This window comes from Streptomyces sp. x-19 (assembly GCF_046549115.1).
Lineage (GTDB): Bacteria > Actinomycetota > Actinomycetes > Streptomycetales > Streptomycetaceae > Streptomyces > Streptomyces albulus_C.
The window spans coordinates 1-21,136 of the sequence record NZ_JAJPWK010000041.1 but is presented as its reverse complement, the minus strand read 5'-3'; the positions used below and the strand labels follow the sequence as shown (position 1 = coordinate 21,136).

The 21,136-nt window shown below is 69.8% G+C and carries 25 protein-coding genes and 3 pseudogenes; 16 read left to right on the top strand and 12 right to left on the bottom strand.

Annotation, left to right across the window (positions count from 1 at the left end; genetic code table 11):
• Positions 1 to 8 precede the first annotated feature (8 nt).
• Positions 9 to 308: a hypothetical protein gene (locus ACLJT4_RS40080; RefSeq protein ID WP_411129986.1), complete on the bottom strand. Its 300-nt coding sequence runs from the start codon at positions 306 to 308 to the stop codon at positions 9 to 11.
• 258 nt (positions 309 to 566) lie between these two features.
• On the opposite strand from ACLJT4_RS40080, the gene ACLJT4_RS40075 reads away from it, so the two are divergent.
• On the top strand, positions 567 to 923 hold the full coding sequence (locus tag ACLJT4_RS40075) for a hypothetical protein (protein ID WP_411129985.1): 357 nt from the start codon (positions 567 to 569) through the stop codon (positions 921 to 923).
• 130 nt (positions 924 to 1,053) lie between these two features.
• On the opposite strand, the gene ACLJT4_RS40070 is transcribed toward ACLJT4_RS40075, so the two are convergent.
• A complete protein-coding gene (locus tag ACLJT4_RS40070; RefSeq protein ID WP_411130003.1) occupies positions 1,054 to 1,179 on the bottom strand; it encodes a hypothetical protein in 126 nt (41 codons plus the stop codon).
• A gap of 86 nt (positions 1,180 to 1,265) precedes the next feature.
• Positions 1,266 to 1,517 (bottom strand): annotated as a pseudogene (locus ACLJT4_RS40065) (transposase); the annotation flags it as partial.
• A gap of 443 nt (positions 1,518 to 1,960) precedes the next feature.
• Here ACLJT4_RS40065 and ACLJT4_RS40060 point away from each other — a divergent pair.
• Entirely contained in the window at positions 1,961 to 2,485 is a 525-nt protein-coding gene (locus ACLJT4_RS40060) for a dihydrofolate reductase family protein (RefSeq protein ID WP_411129984.1), read from the top strand.
• A 141-nt stretch (positions 2,486 to 2,626) separates the two neighbouring features.
• Here the strand turns inward: ACLJT4_RS40060 and ACLJT4_RS40055 are convergent.
• Together ACLJT4_RS40055 and ACLJT4_RS40050 are read right to left on the bottom strand one after the other, a co-directional pair.
• Positions 2,627 to 2,848: pseudogene (locus tag ACLJT4_RS40055) on the bottom strand (IS701 family transposase); the annotation flags it as partial.
• A gap of 68 nt (positions 2,849 to 2,916) precedes the next feature.
• Positions 2,917 to 3,384 carry a MarR family winged helix-turn-helix transcriptional regulator gene (locus ACLJT4_RS40050; protein WP_411129983.1) on the bottom strand — a complete coding sequence of 156 codons (468 nt, stop codon included), beginning with the start codon at positions 3,382 to 3,384 and terminating at the stop codon, positions 2,917 to 2,919.
• Positions 3,385 to 3,489: 105 nt separating this feature from the next.
• On the opposite strand from ACLJT4_RS40050, the gene ACLJT4_RS40045 reads away from it, so the two are divergent.
• The 5 genes from ACLJT4_RS40045 (at position 3,490) to ACLJT4_RS40025 (ending at position 7,238) form a co-directional block, all read left to right on the top strand.
• On the top strand, positions 3,490 to 4,512 hold the full coding sequence (locus ACLJT4_RS40045; RefSeq protein WP_411129982.1) for an amidohydrolase family protein: 1,023 nt from the start codon (positions 3,490 to 3,492) through the stop codon (positions 4,510 to 4,512).
• A gap of 191 nt (positions 4,513 to 4,703) precedes the next feature.
• Positions 4,704 to 5,582 (top strand): SAM-dependent methyltransferase, encoded by an 879-nt coding sequence (locus tag ACLJT4_RS40040; RefSeq protein WP_411129981.1) that lies wholly within the window; start codon positions 4,704 to 4,706, stop codon positions 5,580 to 5,582.
• A gap of 372 nt (positions 5,583 to 5,954) precedes the next feature.
• Positions 5,955 to 6,284, top strand: a complete 330-nt coding sequence (locus tag ACLJT4_RS40035; RefSeq protein ID WP_411129980.1) for an FAD-dependent monooxygenase — start codon at positions 5,955 to 5,957, stop codon at positions 6,282 to 6,284.
• 286 nt (positions 6,285 to 6,570) lie between these two features.
• A complete protein-coding gene (locus tag ACLJT4_RS40030) occupies positions 6,571 to 6,990 on the top strand; it encodes a hypothetical protein (RefSeq protein WP_411129979.1) in 420 nt (139 codons plus the stop codon).
• A 17-nt stretch (positions 6,991 to 7,007) separates the two neighbouring features.
• Positions 7,008 to 7,238 (top strand): hypothetical protein, encoded by a 231-nt coding sequence (locus ACLJT4_RS40025; RefSeq protein ID WP_411129978.1) that lies wholly within the window; start codon positions 7,008 to 7,010, stop codon positions 7,236 to 7,238.
• Here the strand turns inward: ACLJT4_RS40025 and ACLJT4_RS40020 are convergent.
• Positions 7,228 to 7,641, bottom strand: a complete 414-nt coding sequence (locus ACLJT4_RS40020) for a transposase (protein WP_411129977.1) — start codon at positions 7,639 to 7,641, stop codon at positions 7,228 to 7,230. The genes ACLJT4_RS40025 and ACLJT4_RS40020 overlap by 11 nt on opposite strands.
• Positions 7,642 to 7,723: 82 nt before the next feature.
• On the opposite strand from ACLJT4_RS40020, the pseudogene ACLJT4_RS40015 reads away from it, so the two are divergent.
• Positions 7,724 to 7,930 (top strand): annotated as a pseudogene (locus tag ACLJT4_RS40015) (glycosyl hydrolase); the annotation flags it as partial.
• Positions 7,931 to 8,041: 111 nt separating this feature from the next.
• Here ACLJT4_RS40015 and ACLJT4_RS40010 read toward each other — a convergent pair.
• Complete coding sequence (locus ACLJT4_RS40010; RefSeq protein WP_411130002.1) at positions 8,042 to 8,329, bottom strand: hypothetical protein; 288 nt, start codon at positions 8,327 to 8,329, stop codon at positions 8,042 to 8,044.
• Positions 8,330 to 9,095: 766 nt separating this feature from the next.
• Positions 9,096 to 10,685, bottom strand: coding sequence for a putative glycoside hydrolase (locus ACLJT4_RS40005; RefSeq protein ID WP_411129976.1), 1,590 nt, complete (start codon positions 10,683 to 10,685; stop codon positions 9,096 to 9,098).
• Between the two features lie 341 nt (positions 10,686 to 11,026).
• Here ACLJT4_RS40005 and ACLJT4_RS40000 point away from each other — a divergent pair, with 341 nt between their 5' ends.
• A complete protein-coding gene (locus tag ACLJT4_RS40000; RefSeq protein ID WP_411129975.1) occupies positions 11,027 to 11,899 on the top strand; it encodes a polysaccharide deacetylase family protein in 873 nt (290 codons plus the stop codon).
• A gap of 631 nt (positions 11,900 to 12,530) precedes the next feature.
• Here ACLJT4_RS40000 and ACLJT4_RS39995 read toward each other — a convergent pair.
• The gene (locus ACLJT4_RS39995; protein ID WP_411129974.1) at positions 12,531 to 13,940 is read right to left on the bottom strand and encodes a hypothetical protein; all 1,410 of its coding nucleotides are present in this window, start codon (positions 13,938 to 13,940) and stop codon (positions 12,531 to 12,533) included.
• Positions 13,941 to 14,092: 152 nt separating this feature from the next.
• Between ACLJT4_RS39995 and ACLJT4_RS39990 the strand changes: the two genes are divergently transcribed.
• The 6 genes from ACLJT4_RS39990 (at position 14,093) to ACLJT4_RS39965 (ending at position 19,326) form a co-directional block, all read left to right on the top strand.
• Entirely contained in the window at positions 14,093 to 15,391 is a 1,299-nt protein-coding gene (locus tag ACLJT4_RS39990; protein ID WP_411129973.1) for a molybdopterin-dependent oxidoreductase, read from the top strand.
• A gap of 19 nt (positions 15,392 to 15,410) precedes the next feature.
• Positions 15,411 to 16,019 carry a hypothetical protein gene (locus ACLJT4_RS39985; protein WP_411129972.1) on the top strand — a complete coding sequence of 203 codons (609 nt, stop codon included), beginning with the start codon at positions 15,411 to 15,413 and terminating at the stop codon, positions 16,017 to 16,019.
• A gap of 72 nt (positions 16,020 to 16,091) precedes the next feature.
• On the top strand, positions 16,092 to 17,150 hold the full coding sequence (locus ACLJT4_RS39980) for an NAD-dependent epimerase/dehydratase family protein (protein WP_411129971.1): 1,059 nt from the start codon (positions 16,092 to 16,094) through the stop codon (positions 17,148 to 17,150).
• A gap of 21 nt (positions 17,151 to 17,171) precedes the next feature.
• Positions 17,172 to 17,894 (top strand): glycosyltransferase family 2 protein, encoded by a 723-nt coding sequence (locus tag ACLJT4_RS39975; protein WP_411129970.1) that lies wholly within the window; start codon positions 17,172 to 17,174, stop codon positions 17,892 to 17,894.
• Complete coding sequence (locus ACLJT4_RS39970) at positions 17,891 to 18,547, top strand: DUF2064 domain-containing protein (RefSeq protein ID WP_411129969.1); 657 nt, start codon at positions 17,891 to 17,893, stop codon at positions 18,545 to 18,547. The genes ACLJT4_RS39975 and ACLJT4_RS39970 overlap by 4 nt, the downstream gene beginning before the upstream one ends.
• Entirely contained in the window at positions 18,544 to 19,326 is a 783-nt protein-coding gene (locus ACLJT4_RS39965; RefSeq protein ID WP_411129968.1) for a class I SAM-dependent methyltransferase, read from the top strand. The genes ACLJT4_RS39970 and ACLJT4_RS39965 overlap by 4 nt, the downstream gene beginning before the upstream one ends.
• A gap of 150 nt (positions 19,327 to 19,476) precedes the next feature.
• Here the strand turns inward: ACLJT4_RS39965 and ACLJT4_RS39960 are convergent, their stop codons facing one another.
• The 3 genes from ACLJT4_RS39960 to ACLJT4_RS39950 form a co-directional block, all read right to left on the bottom strand.
• Positions 19,477 to 19,650 carry a hypothetical protein gene (locus ACLJT4_RS39960; protein WP_411129967.1) on the bottom strand — a complete coding sequence of 58 codons (174 nt, stop codon included), beginning with the start codon at positions 19,648 to 19,650 and terminating at the stop codon, positions 19,477 to 19,479.
• Between the two features lie 112 nt (positions 19,651 to 19,762).
• On the bottom strand, positions 19,763 to 20,314 hold the full coding sequence (locus ACLJT4_RS39955) for a zinc-binding dehydrogenase (RefSeq protein WP_411129966.1): 552 nt from the start codon (positions 20,312 to 20,314) through the stop codon (positions 19,763 to 19,765).
• Positions 20,315 to 20,356: 42 nt separating this feature from the next.
• Entirely contained in the window at positions 20,357 to 20,716 is a 360-nt protein-coding gene (locus ACLJT4_RS39950; RefSeq protein ID WP_411129965.1) for a hypothetical protein, read from the bottom strand.
• A 224-nt stretch (positions 20,717 to 20,940) separates the two neighbouring features.
• Here ACLJT4_RS39950 and ACLJT4_RS39945 point away from each other — a divergent pair.
• The coding region (locus tag ACLJT4_RS39945; protein ID WP_411130001.1) for a transposase at positions 20,941 to 21,136 on the top strand (196 nt) is incomplete at its 3' end.

Below are 21,136 nucleotides of genomic sequence, written 5' to 3'. Positions count from 1 at the left end.
GCCCTTCGTCAGTGGTCGTCCCAGTGCCCCTCGTGCTGCGCGTGACGATGTCCGTCGTGGATGTAGTCCACGTGGTCGCCGTGCGGTACGGCGACATGCCCGCAACCAGGCCGGTGCTCGTGATCGTGGTCCTGGTGGACGGCGTGGGCCGCGGGCTCGCACTCGTCGGTGTGGTTCTCGTGGAGCCGGTGCAGATGCCCATCGTGCACGTAGTCGACGTGACCGTCGTGCGGCACGGCCACATGCCCGCACCCGGCGCCGTGCTGGTGTGTGTGGTTCGCGTGAGATGCGTGATCGCCGGTCAACATGACGAAACCTTCTCTCCCCGTGTAACCGAGTGATCGAATCTGTCCGACGGGAGCGTCTGCTCTCCCATTGTTAACGGATCCCGGCAGTCACGAAAGTTGCCGGAGGCTGGCCGGAATCACGTCGGACCGATGCACGTCACGCCACGGGAACGGTCCTGCTGGCCCCATGCGCCGCGGGCACCGGAGCCAGCCGAGGTATCGGACACGTAACCCAGGGGGTTCGTCACCGGCCACGCCGGCCGGCACCCGCACTTCCGCGTGCCGCCGCAGGTCGCCGACGAGGGAGACCAACGGATCCGCGCCGCACTATCCGGCCGCTCCCTGATCGCCCTGCTGATCAGCCTGCACTCCATCAAGCACACCGCCAACGACGGCGACGGTGACCGGGAACTCGCCACCACCGTGTACGAGCGGATCGAGAAGAGCCTGATCGGCCTCACCCCCAGCGGCGAACCGGTCACCATCACCCTCGACGACCGCACCACAGCTCCAACCGCCCCCGCTACCGCGAACGGCACCGAGGTCGACGACGAGCCGGAGAACACCAGCACCCCACCGGCCTCCACCGAGCAGGACACAGCCCCGGGCAAGGAGACCGGCCCCGCCGCCGCGTGAACGCTGGCGCGGCACCTGGCACTCCGGGGACCGCGCCAGCTCGACACGGCGGCCTCCTGGTAGCCGTGGTCACCACGCCCCTTGCGGCCGTGGGCCGGCTCCTAGATAGCGCTCAATGAGGAACTGGCCCTCAGGTGTGCGCCACTTGGGCGGGCATCGCGGCGTCGACGGCAGCCGCGACCGCGCGGCGCTGCGCACGACGGTCGAGCTGCCGGTCCTCGCGCCGCGGGCAGTCCCGGCCCGAGCTCAGCAGCACGCGGCCCGCCGGCGCCGGAACTGAGTTGATGTGCTGGCGGACGAACGGGGGAGGCGGGCGACGTCCTCGTCGTGGACGTCGAAGCCGTCGGCGCGGAGCTGGGTGACGGCGTCGTGCAGGTGCGCCACTACGTAGCCGCGCACGTCGTCCCGGACCTGGGCCGCATCCCACTTGGCCCGGCTCAGCAGGTGCTGCATCCTGTCCGGTGTTCGATCCCCGGCCCACTCGGCGATGGTCCAGCAGTTCTTGCGCGGCAGATCGGAAAGTAGGCCCAGCAACAACTGCCTTGCCCGACGCCGTGGCTCGACCCGAGCGATCCGGCTCGCGATCCGGCCCATCAGGCCATTGAACGCCTCCTGCCAGCGGGCAGGGTCTACGTCGTGATCTGCGGCTACCGTCTGATCTTCGCTTGTCTTCACACCACACGATGATCATCAGTGGCCGCAGTCATGCCCACACGAGGGACCCGGCCCCGGTCCTCGTCTACCCGGTTCCGGTGCATGCAACTGAGGGTGCCGGCTGCCGGGAGGAACCGGCAACAGCCGATGAGTTTCTCCATGATCCGCAGACACAGATCACGTGTGATGCGTCGCAGCCACGAGCGTGGTCGAAGCACGCACCGACTGAAGCAGCGCCCGCGATGACAATGGGCCAGCTACGAGACGTTCAGCCTGATCGTGCCCATATCGTCGCGTTTGACCAGCAGACAGGAGTGTCATGAGGATCGTCGTCATCAACCACGTCACGCTGGACGGCATCATGCAGAGTCCCGGCCGCTCGGATGAGGACACCCGCGACGGGTTCACCCACGGCGGCTGGGCTGCTGAACGAGGCGGGGACGACGCCATCACGAGGGCTTGGGGCCGACGCCTGGCCGCCAGTAGCGGGTACCTGCTGGGCCGACGCACCTTACCAGGACGTTCTGGCCCACTGGAACACCCAGGACAGCCCGTTCCGCGACGCCTTCAGCAACGCCCCAAAATACGTCACCTCCAACACCCTGACCGAGCCGCTGCCATGGGCCAACTCCACACTGTTCAGCGGCGACATCCTCGCAGCGATCGTCGAACTCAAGAAGACCCCGGGCAACGACCTGCACATCATGGGCAGCGGCGCGTTGATCCAGTCTCTCTCCCCGCTCGGCCTCATCGACGAATACCTACTCTGCATCCACCCGCTCGTCCTGGGCGCCGGACGCCGCCTGTTCGCCGAAGACTTCAGCCCAACCACGTTTAATCTCGCCGACGCGACCCCAACGGCCAGCGGCGTCATCATCGCCAGCTATCGACCCCACACCTCGACCTAATACTGCAACCGCATCTGGGATTGTGCTCTCGACGTTTGTAGTGGGAGTGGCGGGCTCGGGCCTGGCTGTGTCTGCGGAAGTGTGACCAGCGGAGATGGTGTTCGTTGGTGTGGTGGCGGGGCGTGATGACGATGTGCCCGATCAACCGGCGGATCTCCGGGACGCTGAGGGGTATGAGGTTCTGCTCGCCCTCTGCGTTGCCCCTTTTGCGGCTTCTCGTGCGCGGACTGCGGTCAGGTAGGCGAGTGCGGCCATCGACAGGGTGATGTGCCGGTACCAGGCCCGGTAGAGCCGGACCTGGTAGTGGTCCAGGCAGCACTCTCCCTTGGCGGTCTGGAAGCACTCCTCCACCGCCACCTCGCTGCGGCGACTTTCTCTGCACCGGTGTGGCCCGACGCCCGCGGCGGCATCGATCGGGCTGTTCGCTCCCTTCAATGGGGGGAGTCGTGCTGGTCGCGTGTGAGTGCGTCGGTGTATTCGGTCAGCAGTTGCCGCAGGTGGGCGCGCTCTGCTGGGCTGAATCCGGTGAGGGTGGCGGTGACGATCTCCTCGACGTGTTGTGTCGCGGTGGTCAGTACGTCGTGGCCCATGGTGGTCAGGTGGTTCTCCACGATGCGGCCGCGCCCCGTGGTGCGTTCGACCAGCCCGCGGTCTTCGAGCCGCCGCAGTAGCCCGCTCAGTGTCTGCGGGGTGTGGAATGACGCTCTGGCCAGCTCGGCGGCGGAGGCGCCGGGGTGGCGCTCTGCCTCGTGCAGCACCCTCCACAGTCCCAGGTTGAGATCAAGCGGGCGCAGCACCTCGTCGATGCGCTGCGCCAGCAGGTGCTGTGCACGCCTGAGGGCCAGGCCGAAATCAAGCGCGAGCGAGGTGCTCGGGTCTTCATCTACCGGCGTGTTCATCTGGACAGCTTATCAGGCGCCTTCTATATTGAAGGCACCTTCTAAACGTAAGGCGTCTTCCATGATGGGGGCGTCTTCGACAAAACGACGGTGAGGAGCGGTTCCATGGGCAAGATCGCGCTCGAAGAGCACTTCAACCTCCCGGAGTTCAGCGATGAGGTCCCGCAGTACGTCAGCCCGGAGATCATGAAGGACATCAACCGGCGCCTCCTCGACCTGGGCGCGGAGCGGCTGGCGGAGATGGACGCCGCCGGCATCGACTTCTCCCTGCTGTCGCTGACCAGTCCCGGTATCCAGGGGAAGATCGACCCGAAGCGCGCCGTCGCCGACGCCGCGCGGACCAACGACACGCTCGCAGAGGTCGTGGCCACCAACCCGACCCGCTTTGGTGGGTTCGCGGCCCTGCCACTGCAGGACCCGGCCGCGGCCGCGGCGGAACTCGAGCGCTGCGTGACCCAACTGGGCTTCCATGGGGCATTGGTCAACGGCTACACCAACATCAAAGACGCCGATACCGGCTGGTACTACGACCACGAGCGCTTCTGGACGTTCTGGGAACGCGCCGAGGCGCTGCGCGTGCCGGTCTACCTGCACCCGCGCGACCCGCTGGCGGGCAATCAGGGCATCTACGAGGGTCACCCGGAGCTGTTCGGCGCGGTGTGGACCTTCACCGTGGAGACCGCCACCCACGCGTTGCGCCTGATGACCAGCGGACTGTTCGACCGCTTCCCCAAGCTCACGGTCATCCTCGGTCACCTGGGCGAGACCCTGCCGTTCAACATGTGGCGCATCGCCCACCGCGCGGCCGCGATGGGCGACCTGATCAAGTTCGACAAACCGCTCACGCACTACCTGCTCAACAACTTCTACGTCACCACCAGCGGCAACTTCCACACCCAGACACTCAACGCGACCATGGCCGAGATGGGTGCCGACCGGGTGCTGTACTCCAGCGACTACCCGTACGAGTCCATGCGCGAGGCTTCCGACTGGTTCGACAACGCCGCCCTCAACGACAACGACCGGGCCAAGATCGGCCACCTCAACGCCCGCCGCCTCTTCCCCAACATCCCCGAGGGGATCGGTCATGGCGAGTCGGCTCCAGAGCTTGGGCGTAGGTCGCGGTGATCTCGCGTACAGGTCGGGGCGGCGTTGCCTGTACGTGTTGCGCCACCCGACGGGCCCACATCGAATGGCTCGTTTTAAACCTTGGCGAGAACATGCAAGGGGCATCTAACATGCCCATGGCTCAGTGGCCGTGCCGCTTGCGGTGACAAATGACGCTCGTAGGCACGGTCTCGTGATCGTGGAGGGCGCTCGTGAGTACGGATCAGCAGTGGGACATCGTGACCGGAATCGGTATCACCGCGCTGGCGGTGGCAGCGGCCAGAGCGGTCGAGAGTAGCCGTCCGGTCCCTCTGGCCGAGGACCCCCACGCCGCCCGATTCGTCACCGAAGCGCACGCCGCTTCGCCGATGCCCACCGTGATCGGGGACCTGGTAGACGAGGGGGGCGGGGATAACGGCGTGTGGCCGGACATGGTCGACTACATCGCCGTTCGGACCCGGGCCTTCGACGACCACTTCCTGCAAGCAGCCGGGGAAGGCGTCACGCAGGCTGTCATCCTCGCCTCCGGGCTCGACACCCGGGCCTTCCGGCTCGACTGGCGACCCGGCACGGTCGTCCACGAGATCGACCAGCCCCTTGTGCTGGACTTCAAGCTGCGCGTGCTGCGCGAAGCTGGCGCCGTACCTCGGTGCGATCACCGTCCCACGGCCGTGGACCTGCGTGACGACTGGGCCGCGGCACTGCGAGACGCGGGATTCGACCCTGCCCTTCCCACTGCCTGGCTTGCCGAAGGGCTCCTGCCCTACCTCCCGCCCGAGGCCGAGGAGCGCCTCCTGCGCGAGGTGCAACGGCTCTCGGCGCCGGGCAGCCGCTTCGCGGCCGAGTACTTCTTTGACATGGGCGCTGTGTTGACCGACCCGATGATGGAGCAGAACGCGGTGGCGCTTGGTGTCGAACTGGCTGACCTGCTTCACGGCGACCGGCGCCCCAGTCCGGCCGAGCGCCTCGCAGAGCGAGGCTGGCAAACCCAGGTGGTGACCGGCCCTGACAAGGCCGACACCTACGGACGCGCCCTGCGCCCCTCCACGATGACCGACAACGTCCGCCACGTCTTCGCCCGCCTGCTGTAATCCGGGCCGTCGAGGTCGGATGCTGAGAGCCCCTGCACCACGGACAGTCTCCCTAACTGAAGGTGGTGGTGGCATCTCCCAACTCACCGCACCCCGGCTGATGCCTTCGGCCCTGGCTGGGTGTGACTGCTTCCGGCGTGGACGCGTTCGACCTCTTGTTGCGCGTCCTCGATGGGGCCGCGATGTTCGGGCCGACGACGCCGCCCGTGGCGAGTTCGGCGTCTGGTGCACGGGCCTGGCGGATCCCTCCCCCAGCCGCGGGGCTCCAGGAGCGTTCGTCGCGGGGCTTCGCCCGCACCCTTGCATGACCTCACGATGTTCTTCCCCTCACGTTGAGAGAACTTCCCTGATGGTTCACGGAAGGAGACGGTCATGGCACTCGACGTCATCATCGTCGGCGGCGGTCCGGTGGGTCTGATGAGCGCGGCACTGCTGGACGTGGCGGGGGTCGGGGTGGAGGTGTACGAGCGCAACTCCGGCCCCAGCACGGCTTCCAAGGCCACGACCATGCACCCTCGCACCCTTGAGGTGCTCACCATGCTGGACCTGGGAGGCGGCCGACGGGTGAGCGACGTCCTCGTGGACCAGGGCACGAAGGTCCAGCACGCGCACTTCGCGGCCCTGCCGGCAAACTGGACTACGGCGGCTTGGACACACCGTTCCCGTTCGTCGGTCGACTCCGCCGCCACCGGAAGGGCATGATGCCGCGCGGTCTGCTCGCACTGGCGGTCGGCGCGTTCGGGATCGGGGCGACTGCGTTCTCCGTCATGGGCGTGCCGCCGAAGATCGCGGAAGGGATGCACGCCTCTGTCCCTCAGGCCGGATACCTGATCACTGCGTACGCACTCGGCGTCGCGATCGGCGCACCGCTGTTCACCGCCGCTTCGGGCCGCTCCACCCGCAAACACCTGCTGATCGGCATGATGGCGGTCTTCCCCCTCGGTAGCGCGGCGGAGTCGGAGTCCTCGCCGTACTCGGTATTGCCCGCATGCTCCCGACCTACCCCGTGCACACCCCGGTCCGGCTGCGGGCGGAACTGCGCTTGTTCGCCAGCCCGCAGGTCTGGCTCGCACGTGCGGTGGGCGCATTCGGCTTCGGCGGCGTATTCGCCGTCCACTCCTCCATCGCGGCCATGCTCAGCAACCTGGACGGCGTCGGAGCGGCCGGGCTGACCGCGGCACTCGCCCCGTTCGGCCTCGGCACGGCGACGGGTGACCTGTTAGGTGGCCGGCTCGCGGACGGCGCCGTGATGCCCGCGCTCTACCTCGTCCTCGACACGTTCGCGGCCGTACTCGCGTTGTTCACGCTGACTGCGCACGAGGCGGGCACCGCGCTGGTGGCGGTCTTCGCGATCGGGGCTGCGGCGGGACTGGTCATCTCCCGCTACAGGTGCGCACGTTCGGCATAGCGACGCAGGCGCCCACGATGGCGGCAGCCTTCGTGCAGTCGAGCTTCAACATCGCCAACGCCGGCGGCGTGGCACTTGGCGGCGCGATCATTGGCTCCGGCCTCGGCTACGGCGCCGTGTGCCCCGCCGGTGCACTGCTGGCACTGATCGGCCTCGGCCTCGCCCTGTGCTCCGGCAGACTCGACCGGTCCGGGGCACCGGATCCGCAGGGCGACGCTGCTGCGCAATTGGTGAGGTCTACGAGGTGAGTTGGTAGGCGAGGCGTTCGAGGCGGCTGGTGCGGACCCGGTGGAGGGGTTGGTCGGTCCAGTGGGTGTCGAGTTGGATGATGTTGATCGCGGTGGCGGAGAAGACGTGCTGGAGGAGGACCTTGGGCAGGCTACGGAAGCGGGCCTGGCGGATGCCGGTGATGTCCAGGGCTTGGCTCACGGTGCCCTCAGTCCCGGCGCGCAGGGCGTACTCGGCCCGGCAGGTCCGTGCTCCCTGCTCGAAGCGGGCCTTGATGGTGGTCTCGTGGATTCCTCGGGGCGGAGGGTGAGCATGCGGGAGCCACGGGCCGCGCTGGTGCGCTGTCTCTGTGAGGAGCAGGCCCGGCAGTCCACCGGTCGAACTCGACGACGATGGCGTGCCGTCCAGCCGAATGGCGGCCATGGGCGTGACGCCCTAGATTACCGCCGCCATCCCGGCACAGGCGGCCACCGGGCGCGTGCCACGGGGCGCCAAGTACGTGGCCATGGGCAGTTCGTTCGCCGCGGGCCCCGGCATCACTCCCACCAAGCCCGGCAGCCCGGCAGGGTGCGGGCGCTTCGCGGACAACTACGCCAGCAAGGTCGCGGCCCGCTTCGGCCTCGCGTTGACCGACGGCACCTGCAGCGGCGCCACCACCGCGAACATCCTCACTGCCGGCCAGCACGGTCAGCCGCCGCAGATCTCGGCGGTCACCGCCGACACCCGGCTGGTCACCGTCACCGTCGGCGGCAACGACGTGGACTACCTGGGCAGGCCCCTGGTCCGCCCTCCCGGTCATCCGGGGGCGCGGACCGGGGCGAAGTCAACGATGAACGTGGCTACGCCGCCTCGGCTCGGTGCGCAAAGGGTAGGTCATCCACGGGAATGGGTGGATCGCGCGGGCAGCCTCACGCACGCGCTTCGCGGCGCCGTCGACACTGCCGGACAGGACCGTCCCTTCATCGAGGGACGCCAGGAACCGGGTGGCATGCGGCTCGCAACCGCTGGCGCTGATGCCCGTCCACCACAGAACGGTGACGGCGTCATGCGGGCCGACACAGGGAGTCGGATCGTTGGGATGCGCGGCCTGACACCGATCGTTGACGGTCATAGGACTGAGCCTTTCACTCGTACAGGTGGCGGGCAGGTGCATGACCATTCGACGGCCAGGTGGGGCGGCCAAGCAGTGCGGCGGGAGTGGATCTCACTGAGCCCGTCAGCCGTCGGCGCAAACCCGACTCCTCCGCCCGAGCCTTCTTCGGGAGGGGGTGCCTACCGCCGTCCGCGAAGGCGGGCGCCTGGCGCCCATCACCCCCAGAAGCGGATATAGCGGGGGATACCCAGCGATTGGGTCCAGGTAACCAATAAGCGGCGATAGCTAATGGCTACCGCTGACGCCTCTCGGTAGGTTGCCGTGGGTAGGCGGCCCCGGACGGTCCCCGAAGGCCGCCGGGGCTTTCCCTGTGCCCGCAGACGCGCGTACAGGCCCTCTACGGGGTCTCGCCGGCACCGGGTCCGGTTCCACATGCTGGGCCACCTGACGTACCTCCCGCCCGGATCGTACGGGCAGGAGGCTTGCGCACGCCGGAGAGTCCGAGGATCCCGATTCCCCGACGCGGCAGACGATCTTGAGCTCCGGCAACCGCCCGCGACCAGCACGAGAACACGATCAACGACTCACACCAGCCCTGTGACCAGTGCTTTCAAGATGGTGGATCTTCAGTGCGCCCCGGACCCGGCAGATCAACTACGGCCGCCAGGCCGCCTGTGGCGCTACCTTCTTCGCGGCGATGCGAAGTGGTTGGCGAGGGGCGACCTGCCCGCTGGTGAGCTCTCCTTCGCCCTGGGCGTGACCCTGCTGGGGATCCGGGCTCTTCTCACCGCAGGGTGGCCAGTGCCGCCCTTTGATACGTGGCTCCGGCGTTCCAAAGCAGGAAGGAGTTCATGCCGTCCCCGGCTGCCGCTCTGATCTGGTCGGCGACTTCGTTGGGGCCGTAGTGGACGCCCAGGGAGAAGTCCTGGAGCCAGGGGACGACGGTGGCTCCGGTGCCCTTGACCTGCTTGGCGAAGTCGGCCAGCGACCGGTTGACGATCTCGTACGGGCTGGCGTTCGGACTGGCGACCCTGTACTCGCCGGCGGCCCAGTGTGAGGGGTAGACCATGGGGGCGATGTAGTCGGCGTTTTGGGCCATGGCGGGGATGTCCTGGGCGATTTCGGTGGGCCGGGTGGCGGCGATGCCGAAGACCGAGGCCCCGAGGTATGCGCCTTCGGGCCGGATGTGGCGCCGGGTGTCGGCGACGAAGTCGGCGATGGACTTTTCGGGGGTCTGGTCGCCCAGACCGGGGAAGCGCAGTGTGGAGAGCTTCCCGTCGGGGCGGCGCACGTAGTCGTACAGGATGTCGTCGAAGCCCAGCTTGGCTGCTTCGGTGGCCAGGGCGATGTTGTACTGGCGGACCTCGGGGTCGGCGAAGTTGGTGAAGGAGAGCTTGCCGTAGTGGCCGCCGTCGTACGGGCTGCCGTCAGGGGCCTGGACAAGCCGGTGGTCCTTGCCCTGGCTGTGGGATGCCTGGGCCAGGACGGGGTCGCGGAAGGCGACGATGCGGCCGACGACGCGAGCTCCCATGCCGTGCAGGGCGTCGATCGCCTTGCGGGCGTCGTAGCGGTTCTTCACGGCGCCGATCTCGCGGGCCAGTGGCACGGAGGAGCCGTAGCCGACCTCGCCGTTTTCGTCCTTGATGTCGAGCTCGACGGCGTTGAGTTTCTTGTCTTTGATGAGTTGGAGAACCGGCTCGCGGACCGTGGGTGAGGCCCAGCCGATGGCGGTCAGGTGCGCGGCCCGGGTGAGAGGATAGGGCGCGACCGCGTTCACGTGCCCGCGGGTGACGTTGCCGCCCGCGTCCGCGGCCGCCACCTCGATACGGGCGGGGGGCTGTTCGAGTCGCCGGGAGAAGGTGCCGTCGTCGCCGACGGGCACGGGCGCACCGGCTATGGAGACCTTCACATGCCCGGCGTCCTCGACCCGGCCGCGTACCGTCACCGGTGCGCCGGGCCTGGTGGCTCGGACGGGGGACAGTCGCAGTTTCGGGGCGGTGGTGTCCACGGTGAACGTCCGGGACATGTCGTGCAGGAGGGGCAGGCCGCTGTGGGATGTGGCCGTCAGTTCGTGCCTGCCCTCGGTGAGCGCGGGGGCGTCGAGTATGAGGCGACCGTCGGCCCGGTGGGTGTGCACCGGCCTCCCGTCGAGCCGCACCTCCAGCTCGGCCAGGTCGACCCCTTCCTTGGCCGTGATCGCAAGGCGCGGGTGGCTGACGTCGGCTCGGCCCAACACGCCCTCGCTGCCGAGCCCTTCGACCCGCAGCTGGCGGGAGAAGGACTGTATCGCGAAGGCCCCGAGCGCCGTGCAGGCCGGGACCACCAGGGAAATGGCTATGACGGCGAATCGTGTTCGGGTTCGTTTTCCGCGCATGTCCACTCTGCCGTTCTCGAGAGGTTTCCGTGCGTCATGACATAGCCGCCACGCCGTTCGCCCAAGAGGTTTCGAGCGGGTAATCATGCATTCGGTCTATGGCGCCGGGTGTGCGTCACGCTGGTGCCCGAGGCTTGGGGGCGACGGCAAGCACCTCGTTCACGTCCGGAGGCACCATGCGTCCATCCCACCGAAGCGGCGGCGCGGTCATCGTCGCGTCGGCCATCCTGCTGCTCGCCGCCTGCTCTGTAGCCCAATCCCCGCCGAAAGGGGGTCGAAACGGGCTGCCGGGAAGGGCGCGCGAGGCCGGCGGGCAGGCAGCCGTTGCCGATCCGGCGGCAGTGCAGGCCGACGAGCTCGGTGCGGTCCCGGTGCTGATGTACCACCAGCTGGCGGCCAAGCCCCGGAGTGTGTACGACCGCACACCGCAGGACTTCCGCGCCGAGCTGGAACGGCTGGCACGGGAGAGATACGTACCGATCACCGCACGGGAGTTCAGCAGCGGGAAGATCGACATTCCCGCCGGCACTCACCCCGTGGTGCTGACCTTCGACGACTCGACCGTCAGCCAGTTCCGTCTGAGCACGGACGGCCGGCCCGCGTCCGACACCTCGGTGGGCATCCTGCTGGACGTCGCCCGGAAGCACCCCGGGTTCCGCCCCGTGGCCAGCTTCTTCGTCAACGCCGACCCGTTCCGCGAGCCAGGCGGCCGAAAGTCGTTGAACTGGCTCGCCACACACGAATTCGAGGTCGGCAACCACACCCTGCGGCACACCACGCTGGGAACGGTGGACGACGCCACCGCCCAGAAGGCCATCGCCGACAACCAAAAGGCGATCACCCAAGCCGTGCCCGGCTTGTCGGTGGTGTCGATGGCACTTCCCAACGGTTCGATGCCCCACCCCCCGCAACTGGCGCTGAAGGGAGCCGCCAACGGTACGCGCTACCAGCACCAGGGCGTCTACCTGGTGGGAGCCAACCCCGCCCCCTCCCCCTTCTCGACCACCTTCGACCCCGGAGCCATCCCGCGGATCCGCTCCCAGGCGGCGACCGGCCCCGATGCCCAGTTCACCTCGACGGCCTGGCTGGACAAGCTCCGCGACGGGACGGTCAAGCGGTACACCTCGGACGGAGACCCGAAGAAGATCAGCTTCCCCAGGGCCGAGGCGGCCCGCCTCGCCCCGGCCCACCGACAGGCCGCCCGGCCGTACTGAACGAGGAACCGCAGACGGGACCCGAACCTCAATGATCAAGGAGAGCGGCAGGACGAAGACGATGCCGACCACCAAGATCATGGCGAGATCATGGTGTGTATGGACGACAGCGGTTGCCGGACTTCTGCTTTCTGGTGCTGGCCCGGGCCACTCGGCAGCTGGCCTTGCGCGGAGAAGTGGGCCTCCAAGTCGATCACCGCGCCGGCGCTCTGTGGCGGTCCCCAGAGCCCACATCAAGACGCTCCCAGAACCAAGGCCAAGCTCGGCGGATGACTGTCGCACACCAGGACGCGCCGAGGCGAACTCACCGAGGACAAGCGTCGGCAGCCTCTCGCGCGGCAGTCCGGTGCGGTCACGGCCCCTCTTGCTGGTCCAAGGCCAGTGGCGCGCAGAGCACAAGGACGCGGCCTGCTGGTCGAGGTCACCGACTGGGCCCCAAGCCCCTGGCCGAGGAGGCTGCTGTGCCAGTGCGGGTTACGGCAGCACCAAATCCCGTGCTTTGATCCACGAGTTGGGATTCTCCGCCGAGATTGCCCGCAAGGGCTCCACCTCGCCCACGGCGTAACGGACACCGACTCCACGCTGCGGCGGTGGACGCTCAACTGAGCTGATCGGTACGGCCGTACGCGCGTCACCAGTCGGTCAGCAGCAGGTGGTTGATCAGCAGGGCGGTAGCCGCTTGAGCGGACAGCCAGCCGCGGTGGTCGCGGGCCGGCAGCAGCGCGGCGGTCGCCGGCAGCCACAACGTGAAGGGCAGCCAGATGCGTTCGGTCTCCGCCTTGCTCATGCCGGACAGGTCGGCGGCCAGCACGGCGAGCAGGAGGGCGCAGGGCAGCGCAACGGCCGCCACCGCCTGCGGGTCGGCGTGCCGCCGCCACTGCCGGATGGCGGAGGGCGCGGCCGCCAGTACCCGGCGCATGCCCGCCGCAGCGGCCACGCCCGCGGCCGCCACCACCGCGCCCAGGTTCCCCCACATCCAGTACGCGTACGGGCGCACTCCGCCGTACCCCTGGTAGTAGCGGGTCTTGAGCAGGCCGTATGCCTGCCACCAGTTGAAGCCCAGGAGGGTGAAGACGAGGGCGACGGCGGCGCAGGCGGGCAGGAGGTAGAGCAGCGGCCGGGCTCTGCGGGTGCACAGCAGTACGGCGAGAACCGGGATCGCCAGCAGGGTCAGCCCGTACGAGAGGTAGACCGCTGCACCGAGTAGCAGGCCGCTTGCCGAGGCGGCAACTGCCGTCTGCCATGCGCGGGTTCGGGTGGTCGCGAGGGCGAGAAGGGCCAGGGCCCAGGCGGCGACCGCCGCGAAGTAGCCGTCGGCGGACACCCCGACCCAGACCGCGCCCGGGGCCAGTGCGAGGAAGGGCGCGGCGGCCCGTGCCCGGTTCTCACCGGCCAGCAAGCGCAGGGTCACCAGCACGGCGGCCGCCGCCGAACTGCCTGCGGTGATGCAGAAGGCCCCGGCCCAGGCGCCGCCGCCCAGGCCGATCCGGTCGAGTCCCACGAAGGTCAGCACGGCCCCAATCGGGTGGCCCGCGATGTGGGTCCCCCAGTTGTTGGGTGAGTTGATGAGGATGTGGCCGGTGAAGTCGTGCACGGTGCTACTGAAGTGCTGGAATCGGTCAAGGCCGCGGAGGTACTCACCGGAGCCGGTCAGCCGGCCTGCGACGCCGCGCTGCCAGCCATCGACCAGAGCCAGCGACCACGTCCACGCCATGGCCGCCGCCCAAGTGGCCCACGGCAGCGCCCGAGACGGCAGACGGGCGGCCAGCCGGGGACCGTAGCCGACGGCCAGGGCGGCCACGGCCACCGCGGCCGGGGTGCCGGGGCCCAGGTGCGGACCCCAGTCGGCCTCCAGTGGCGGCCAACCCACGTGCAGGGACGGGCTGCGGCTCAGCAGGTACGCGCCGACGCTCGCGACCATCGCGAAGAGCGCGAGGGCGGCGGCGCCGGCGGCGAGGTCGAGGCGACGGCCGCTGCCGGGGTCCGGGGCGGCGGGCTCGTACAGGGGGAGCGGGCTGCGCGTGGGCGGCGTGGAGGGCACGGTCTCACCCTAGGCTCCGGCACTGGCCGCGGCCCCGGACCGTCCCGTGACGTCAGACTTTCGTCATGAGTCGGTGCCGCTGAAAGCCGCCGGACCGCCCTACTGTCGCCGGCATGAGAGTTCCCCGGCGCTTTCCCACAGGTCCGTGGCGCATGCCCTGGCATGTGTCCTGGCGCGGTCGGGGGCGCCCTCGACCGAGGGTGCGCAGCCCGTGGCGTAGCCCGATCCGGGGCCCGTGGCTGACGTCGGTGTTGGGGCTGGTGCTGCTGTTCGGCCTGCCGCTGCTCTTCCTGACCGGGCTGTTGTCGTACGCCGCGTACAACCCGGATCTGTCGTCGTGGAACGACAAGACGCCAGGCAAGGGCCTGCTGGGCTTCTACCTGTTCGCGTGGCCGACCCGCCCGTACTGGCTCTACCGGGTCAACCAGGGGGTGCACGTCACCCTGGGGATCGTGCTGGTGCCGGTGCTGCTGGCGAAACTCTGGTCGGTGGTGCCCAAGCTGTTCGAGCTGCCTCCGGTGCGCTCGCTCGGGCACGCGCTGGACCGGCTCTCCCTACTCCTGCTGGTCGGCGGCGGGCTGTTCGAGTTCCTCACCGGGCTGCTCAACGTCCAACTGGACTACATCTTTCCGGGGTCGTTCTACTCGCTGCACTTCTACGGCGCCTGGGTTTTCTTCGGCGCGCTGCTGGCCCATGTCACGCTGCGGTTCCCGCGCATGCTGCGTGCGCTGCGCAGCCGGGATTTCCGCGCGGAGCTGCGCACCCCCACCTCCCGGACCAAGCCGGAGCCGCCGGACGACGGCGGTCTCGTGCCGTCCCGCCCGGCTGAGCCGACCATGTCCCGGCGCGGGGCGCTGGGCCTGGTGGGCCTGGGCTCGCTGACACTGCTGGTGGTCACAGCCGGGCAGAGCATCGGCGGGCCGCTGCGGGAGACCGCGCTGCTCGCGCCGCGCGGCCGCAATCCCGGCTCGGGCCCGAACGGCTTCCAGATCAACAAGAGCGCGGCCTCCGCGCAGATCAGGGCCGAGGACGTGGGCGAGGCATGGCGGCTGACGGTCGAGGGCCACGGCCGGCGCGTCACACTCACGCTGGCTCAGCTGCAGCGGCTCGCGCAGCACCGCAGTGCGCTGCCGATCGCCTGTGTGGAGGGCTGGTCCACGCAGGACCAGGCGTGGGAGGGCGTCCGGTTGCGCGACCTGGCCCGGCTCGTCGGCTACGACGCCGACCCGCCGGGGGTGTTCGTGGAGTCGGTGCAACGGACCGGGTCGTTCCGCGCGGTGGCGCTGCGCGACAACCAGGTAGGGGACCCGCGTTCGCTGCTGGCGCTGCGCGTGAACGGCGCCCGGCTCTCCTATGACCACGGCTATCCGGCGCGCATCATCGTGCCCGGCGCACCCGGCGTGCTGAACACCAAATGGGTCCGCCACCTCAGCTTCGGCGCAACGACCTGACGATCTCCGGGAGCAACTGATGAACACGACCCCCGATCCCGGCCACCGCCCCCGCCCTGGTCCCGGGCCCGGTCCCGGCCGACGAGGCCGCCTGGCGGGGCTGTTTCGGACGCTGTACGGGGAGTCGCCGCTGCACCTTCTCGTGCTGCTCGCCTCCTTCGCCCTGTGCGGGTACGCCACACAACGGCTGCTGCAGGGCGACTGGTTCGCGATCGCCGAGTGGGTCGTGGGGGCCGCGCTGATCCACGATCTGGTGCTGGTGCCGCTGTACGGCGGTACGGACTGGCTGCTGCACAAGGGGCTACGGGGGGCTGGTGCGCGCTGGCCGAGGATCTCCGTCGCGGTCGTCAACCACCTGCGGGTCCCGGCGTTCCTCTCGCTGCTCGTGCTGCTGGTCTACTGGCCGCTCATCCTGCAGGACTCCGGGCCCGTCTACCAGGTGACGACCCGTCTGACGCCGGGCGTGTTCCTGGGCCGCTGGCTGCTGTTCACAGCCGCCGCGTTCGGCGTGTCCGCGCTCTGGTTCGCCGTGCGGTGGTGGCGGGCCACCGGGCCGCACCGTCCCCTGCACGCAGTACGCAGGGCACACCACCTGGCGAACCGTTCAGCGCACGGGGACGAGCGGTGAAATCCTTACGGACCTGTGACTTCCCGTGTGCGCACCGCTCACAGAGGGTCAACGGCCTCTAGGGTCGAAGCCATGCGCGTACTCGTCACAGGCGGCGCGGGCTTCATCGGCTCGCACATCGTCGCCGCCCTCACGTCGCAGGGCCATGAACCGGTCGTGCTCGACGCACTGCTGCCGTCCGCCCACGCCGTACCGCCACCCCTGCCCGACGCCGAGTGGATCCACGCCGACGTCCGCGACCGGGCGGCGGTCGGGGCGGCGCTGCGCGGGGCGGACGCGGTGTGCCACCAGGCGGCGATGGTGGGCCTGGGCAAGGACTTCGCCGACGCTCCGGCCTACGTCGACTGCAATGACCTGGGCACGGCCACGCTGCTCGCGGCCATGGCCGAGGCGGGCGTGACGGGCCTGGTGCTCGCCGGATCCATGGTGGTGTACGGCGAGGGCCGTTACGACTGCGCCCGGCACGGCCGGGTGACGCCCGGGCCGCGCACCGTCGCGGACCTGGAGAGCGGGCGGTTCGAGCCCCGATGCCCGGCGTGCGGTGCCGCGTTGACGCCCGGCCTGGTGGAGGAGGACGCGCCGGTCGATCCGCGCAACGTGTACGCGACGACCAAGCTCGCCCAGGAGCACCTGGCGGCCGCCTGGGCCCGCGCGACCAACGGCCGTGCGGTGACCCTGCGTTACCACAACGTGTACGGCCCCGGCATGCCGCGCGACACCCCGTACGCGGGCGTCGCGTCGCTCTTCCGCTCCGCGCTGGCCCGCGGCGAGCCGCCGCGGGTCTTCGAAGACGGCGGCCAGCGGCGGGACTTCGTGCACGTACGGGATGTCGCGACGGCAGCCGTACTCGCCCTGGACGGGCTGTCGGACCGCGCGTCAGGGTCCTTCCGCGCGTACAACACCGGCAGCGGTACGCCGCACACCGTCGGCGAGATGGCGGCGGCGCTAGCGGATGCGTACGGCGGTCCGGCGCCGGTGGTCACCGGCCAGTACCGGCTGGGCGACGTCCGCCACATCACCGCGTCCTCGGCGCGGCTGCGCACCGAACTCGGCTGGCGGCCGGAGGCCGAATTCGGCGCGGGTGTCGCCGAGTTCGCGCGGGCCGCGCAGCGCGCCGTTGCCGCCGCCTGATCCCACAGTCCCCGAATCCTGATGGAAGTGACGGCCTTGTACCGCACCACCGCCGATCTCGTACCGCCCCGCCTCGACGAGGCGGCAGCACTTCCGTGGGCACTCGACCAGGTTCCCGCCGGATGGCGGGCGATCGTGGTCGACAACGGCTCCACGGACGGTACGGCCGAGAACGCCGTCGAACTCGGCGCCATGGTGATGCACGAGCCGCAGCGCGGCTTCGGCGCGGCCTGCCACACAGGACTGCTCGCCGAGACAGCCGAGTTCGTCTGCTTCTGCGACCGCGACGCCTCCGTCGCCCCCGCGCTTTCACCCGCTGTCGCCGGGCCCGTCCTCGACGGTTCCGCCGACCTTGCAGTGGGCCACCGCAGGCCCGTCACGCGCCGTGCCTGGCCACTGCACGCCCGCCTGACCAACCTGGAGCCGGCCCGTCTGATCCGCCGGCGCACCGGACTACGGCCGCACGACCTTGGCCCGATACGCGCCGCCCGCCGCGCGTCCCTGTGTGCCGTGGACCTGACCGGCCGGCGCTCCGACTACCCGCGGCAGATGGTCCGTGCCGCCGACGCAGGTTGGCGAGTGGCGGAGACGGAGGCGCCGTACCGTCCGCGCACGGGCCGCTCGAAAGTCACCGGCACCTGGCTCGGTACCTGGCCCGCAGTACGGGATATGCGCGCCATCCTCGCCGAGCGTCCTGCCGCCGACCCGGTGTTCGCGGCGACCACCCGGGGAACCGGACGATGAGCCCCCGGCACCCGGCCACAGGGCCCGCCACGCTGCTGGTCATCGCCAAGGAACCCGTCCCGGGACGGGTCAAGACACGGCTCACCCCGCCCTATTCCCCCCAGGAGGCAGCCACTCTGGCCGAGGCCGCCCTCACCGACACCCTGTACACGGTGCTGAAGACCCCAGCCCGGCGCCGCGTCCTTGTCCTCGACGGTGTTCCCGGCCCCTGGCTGCCGCCCGGCTTCGACACCGTGTCCCAGGGCGCCGGCGGCCTAGACGAGCGGATCGCGGCCGCCTTCGGCCACTGCGACCGCGGACCGGCCCTCCTGGTCGGCATGGACACCCCCCAACTGACCACGGAACTCTTCGCGGGTGTCGGACGCGACGGCCCCGACGCCTGGTTCGGGGCCGCCTCGGACGGCGGATTCTGGGCGCTGGGTTTCGCCGACCCGGCCCGCGCCGCGGCCCTCGTACGGGGCGTGCCGATGTCTACCGAACGCACCGGGGCGGTGCAGCGGCGCCGACTCGTCGAGGCGGGGCTGAGCGTAATCGACCTGCCGGTGCTGCGTGATGTGGACACCGCCGCCGACGCCGTCGCGGTCGCCGCCTGCTGCCCGCCCGGCTCGCGCTTCGCCGCCACCCTGAACTCGCTCGCGGAGGAGGGGCGGTGAGCGGCACGGCAAGCGGTACGGACCTTGCCCTCGCCGAGTGGACGACGGCCGATCCAGGCGAGCCGTGGACGGACGACCCCTACGCCGACGCCCTGTGCACAGGCCGCGGCCCGCTCTTCTTGCGGCGCCTGTCACCACCGCCCGATCCGGACGGCGCCGGAGGGGGAGGGGACCTGCTGCCGCTGGACGTCGAGCGCTGGTGTGCCGCCCCCGACGCCGCCGACACCGGCGTTCTGCACCGCTGCACCGGCCCCGTTCTCGACGTCGGCTGCGGACCGGGACGACTGGTGGCGGGCCTGGCCGCCCGGGGCATGCGGGCACTCGGCGTGGACGTCAGCCCGGCCGCGGTGGCCCGGACCCGACAGCACGGGGGTGCTGCCGTGTGCCGGTCCGTCTTCGACTGCCTGCCGGGGGAAGGCCACTGGGGCACCGCCCTGTTGATGGACGGCAACGTCGGCATCGGTGGCGACCCGGTCGCTCTCCTCGTCCGCCTCCGCGCCGTGGTCGCACCCGGCGGGCGCCTGCTGGCGGAGGCCGCCCCGGACGACGTGGACGAGCACCTCACCGTCCGAGTCGAGGATGCCCAGGGTCGGCACGGTCGCCCCTTCCCCTGGGCCCGCCTCGGCACCACCGCCCTCCTGTATGCCGCCGAGGCCGCGGGGTGGATCCTGACTGGCCGGTGGACGGCCGAGGGCCGCCCGTTCGTGGAACTGCACCGTCCGCAGTCCGGGCACCACGACGAGCACCCCACGGCCTCCGGAAGGCCCAAACGCCCATGAGCGACACCACCGTGCCACACCATAAAGCCCCCAGCCGCTGCCCCGACCCTGGCTCGAAGCCCTCCTTGCCGAGCACCCCAGCACCCCCAGCACGCCCGGCTCCTGCGGCTCTACCTGCACTGGTTCCCGCTCCGCCGAGCCCGACACCATTCAGCCCGCAATGGGCGCTACCTGCGCCGCAAAGTCCGCGTCGCCCAAGAATTCCTCGACTGGCTCGACCACGGCGGCCTCGCCCTGACAGACGTCCGGCAGGCCGACGTCGACCGCTGGCTGAGCGCCGGCACCCCGCGCCGCTACGAAATCCGTTCCTTCGTCGTCTGTCACCGACGCGTTCACCTGCGGTTGGAGTGGATCCACCAGGCCGTGACAACGTCGACCGATCGGCCACGTCACTGATGACAACTCTTTGCCGTCAGTGTCGTCTGCTCTGCGGCCCTCATGGGAGGCGGACGAGTTTCCCCCTGGTGCGGCGGTTGAGCAGGTCCTCGTGTGCGTCGCGGGCCCGTCCGAGATCGTACTCAGTACCGACCAGCGGCCTCAGGCGTCGCCGCGCGGTGAGGTCGAGCAACTCCTCAAGCGCCGCTCCACCAGCCCCGTTCTGGGCGATCAGGGGGATGAGCCAGAAGCCGGCGACGGTGATGGTGTCCACCGCGAGTCGGCTGGGGGCAATGACCCTGGCGGCCTGCCGGGACGAGGCACCGTAGGTGACCAGCCGGCCGAGATACCCGAGTGCGTCCAGGGCGGAGTCGAGGACGGATCCCCCGACGGCGTCCAGGATGATGTCGACCGGCCGTCCGTGATTGGCGTCGAGGACGCGGTCCTTGTAGCCCTCCGCGTCGCCGTTGATGGCCGCGTCCGCGCCGCGTTCGAGGGCAAAGGCACGCTTCTCGTCGGACGACGCCGTGGCGATGATGCGACCGGCCCCGAACTCCCGGGCCAGCTGGACGGCCAGACTTCCGGTTCCGCCTGCGGCGGCATGGACGACCACGCTCTCGCCAGGCCGTATCCGGGCGACCGAGCGCAGCAGATGTCATGCCGTGAGCCCCTGTATGAGCAGAGCCAACGCCTCACCCGCGCTCACCGGCTCCGGTATCGCGACCAGGTCGCGGTCGGCGACGACCGTCTTCGCGGCGTAGCCGCCCTGTGGAACATAGCCGAGGACCCGCTGGCCGCCCGTGGTCCGACCGACGACCTCCAGCCCGGGGATTCGCGGCGGCCGTCCCTTCGACGCGTACGGGCCGGCGGTCTGCTCGCCGGCGATCTGCTTGATGTCACCGAAGTTGACGCCCGCAGCCTCCACCTCGGCGAGGGTCTCGCCCGGCCCCGCCACTGGGTCCGGCAGATCGGCCTCCGTCAAAACCTCCGGACCGCCGAACCGATCGAACCGCATCGCACGAATGAACACCCCTCCCACGACTGATCATTACTCCCTCCCAAACTACGCAGGACGCGGCGATTACAGCGGGCATTTCGCCACGTGGCACAGCGACGGCAGATCCGTTCACGAGCCCGCCATCACCGGACGAGCACGGCATCGTCGACCCGCTCGCTTAGAGGTCCTAACAGAAGTGGTTGATCATGTGACTGTTGGCGTATCTGCTCGTTGGTCTGGTCGTGGGAAAGCGTCAGTCGCGGCCGTGGATCGTGTCGGATGAACTATGGGCGTTGGCGGAGCCGTTGCTCCCCAGGCCGGGGCCGAAGCTGGTTGAGGGACGGCCGAGGGTGCCAGACCGGCGAGCATTGTGCGGGATCTTGTTCGTGCTGCACACGGGTATCCAGTGGGAGTACCTGCCGCAGGAACTGGGCTTCG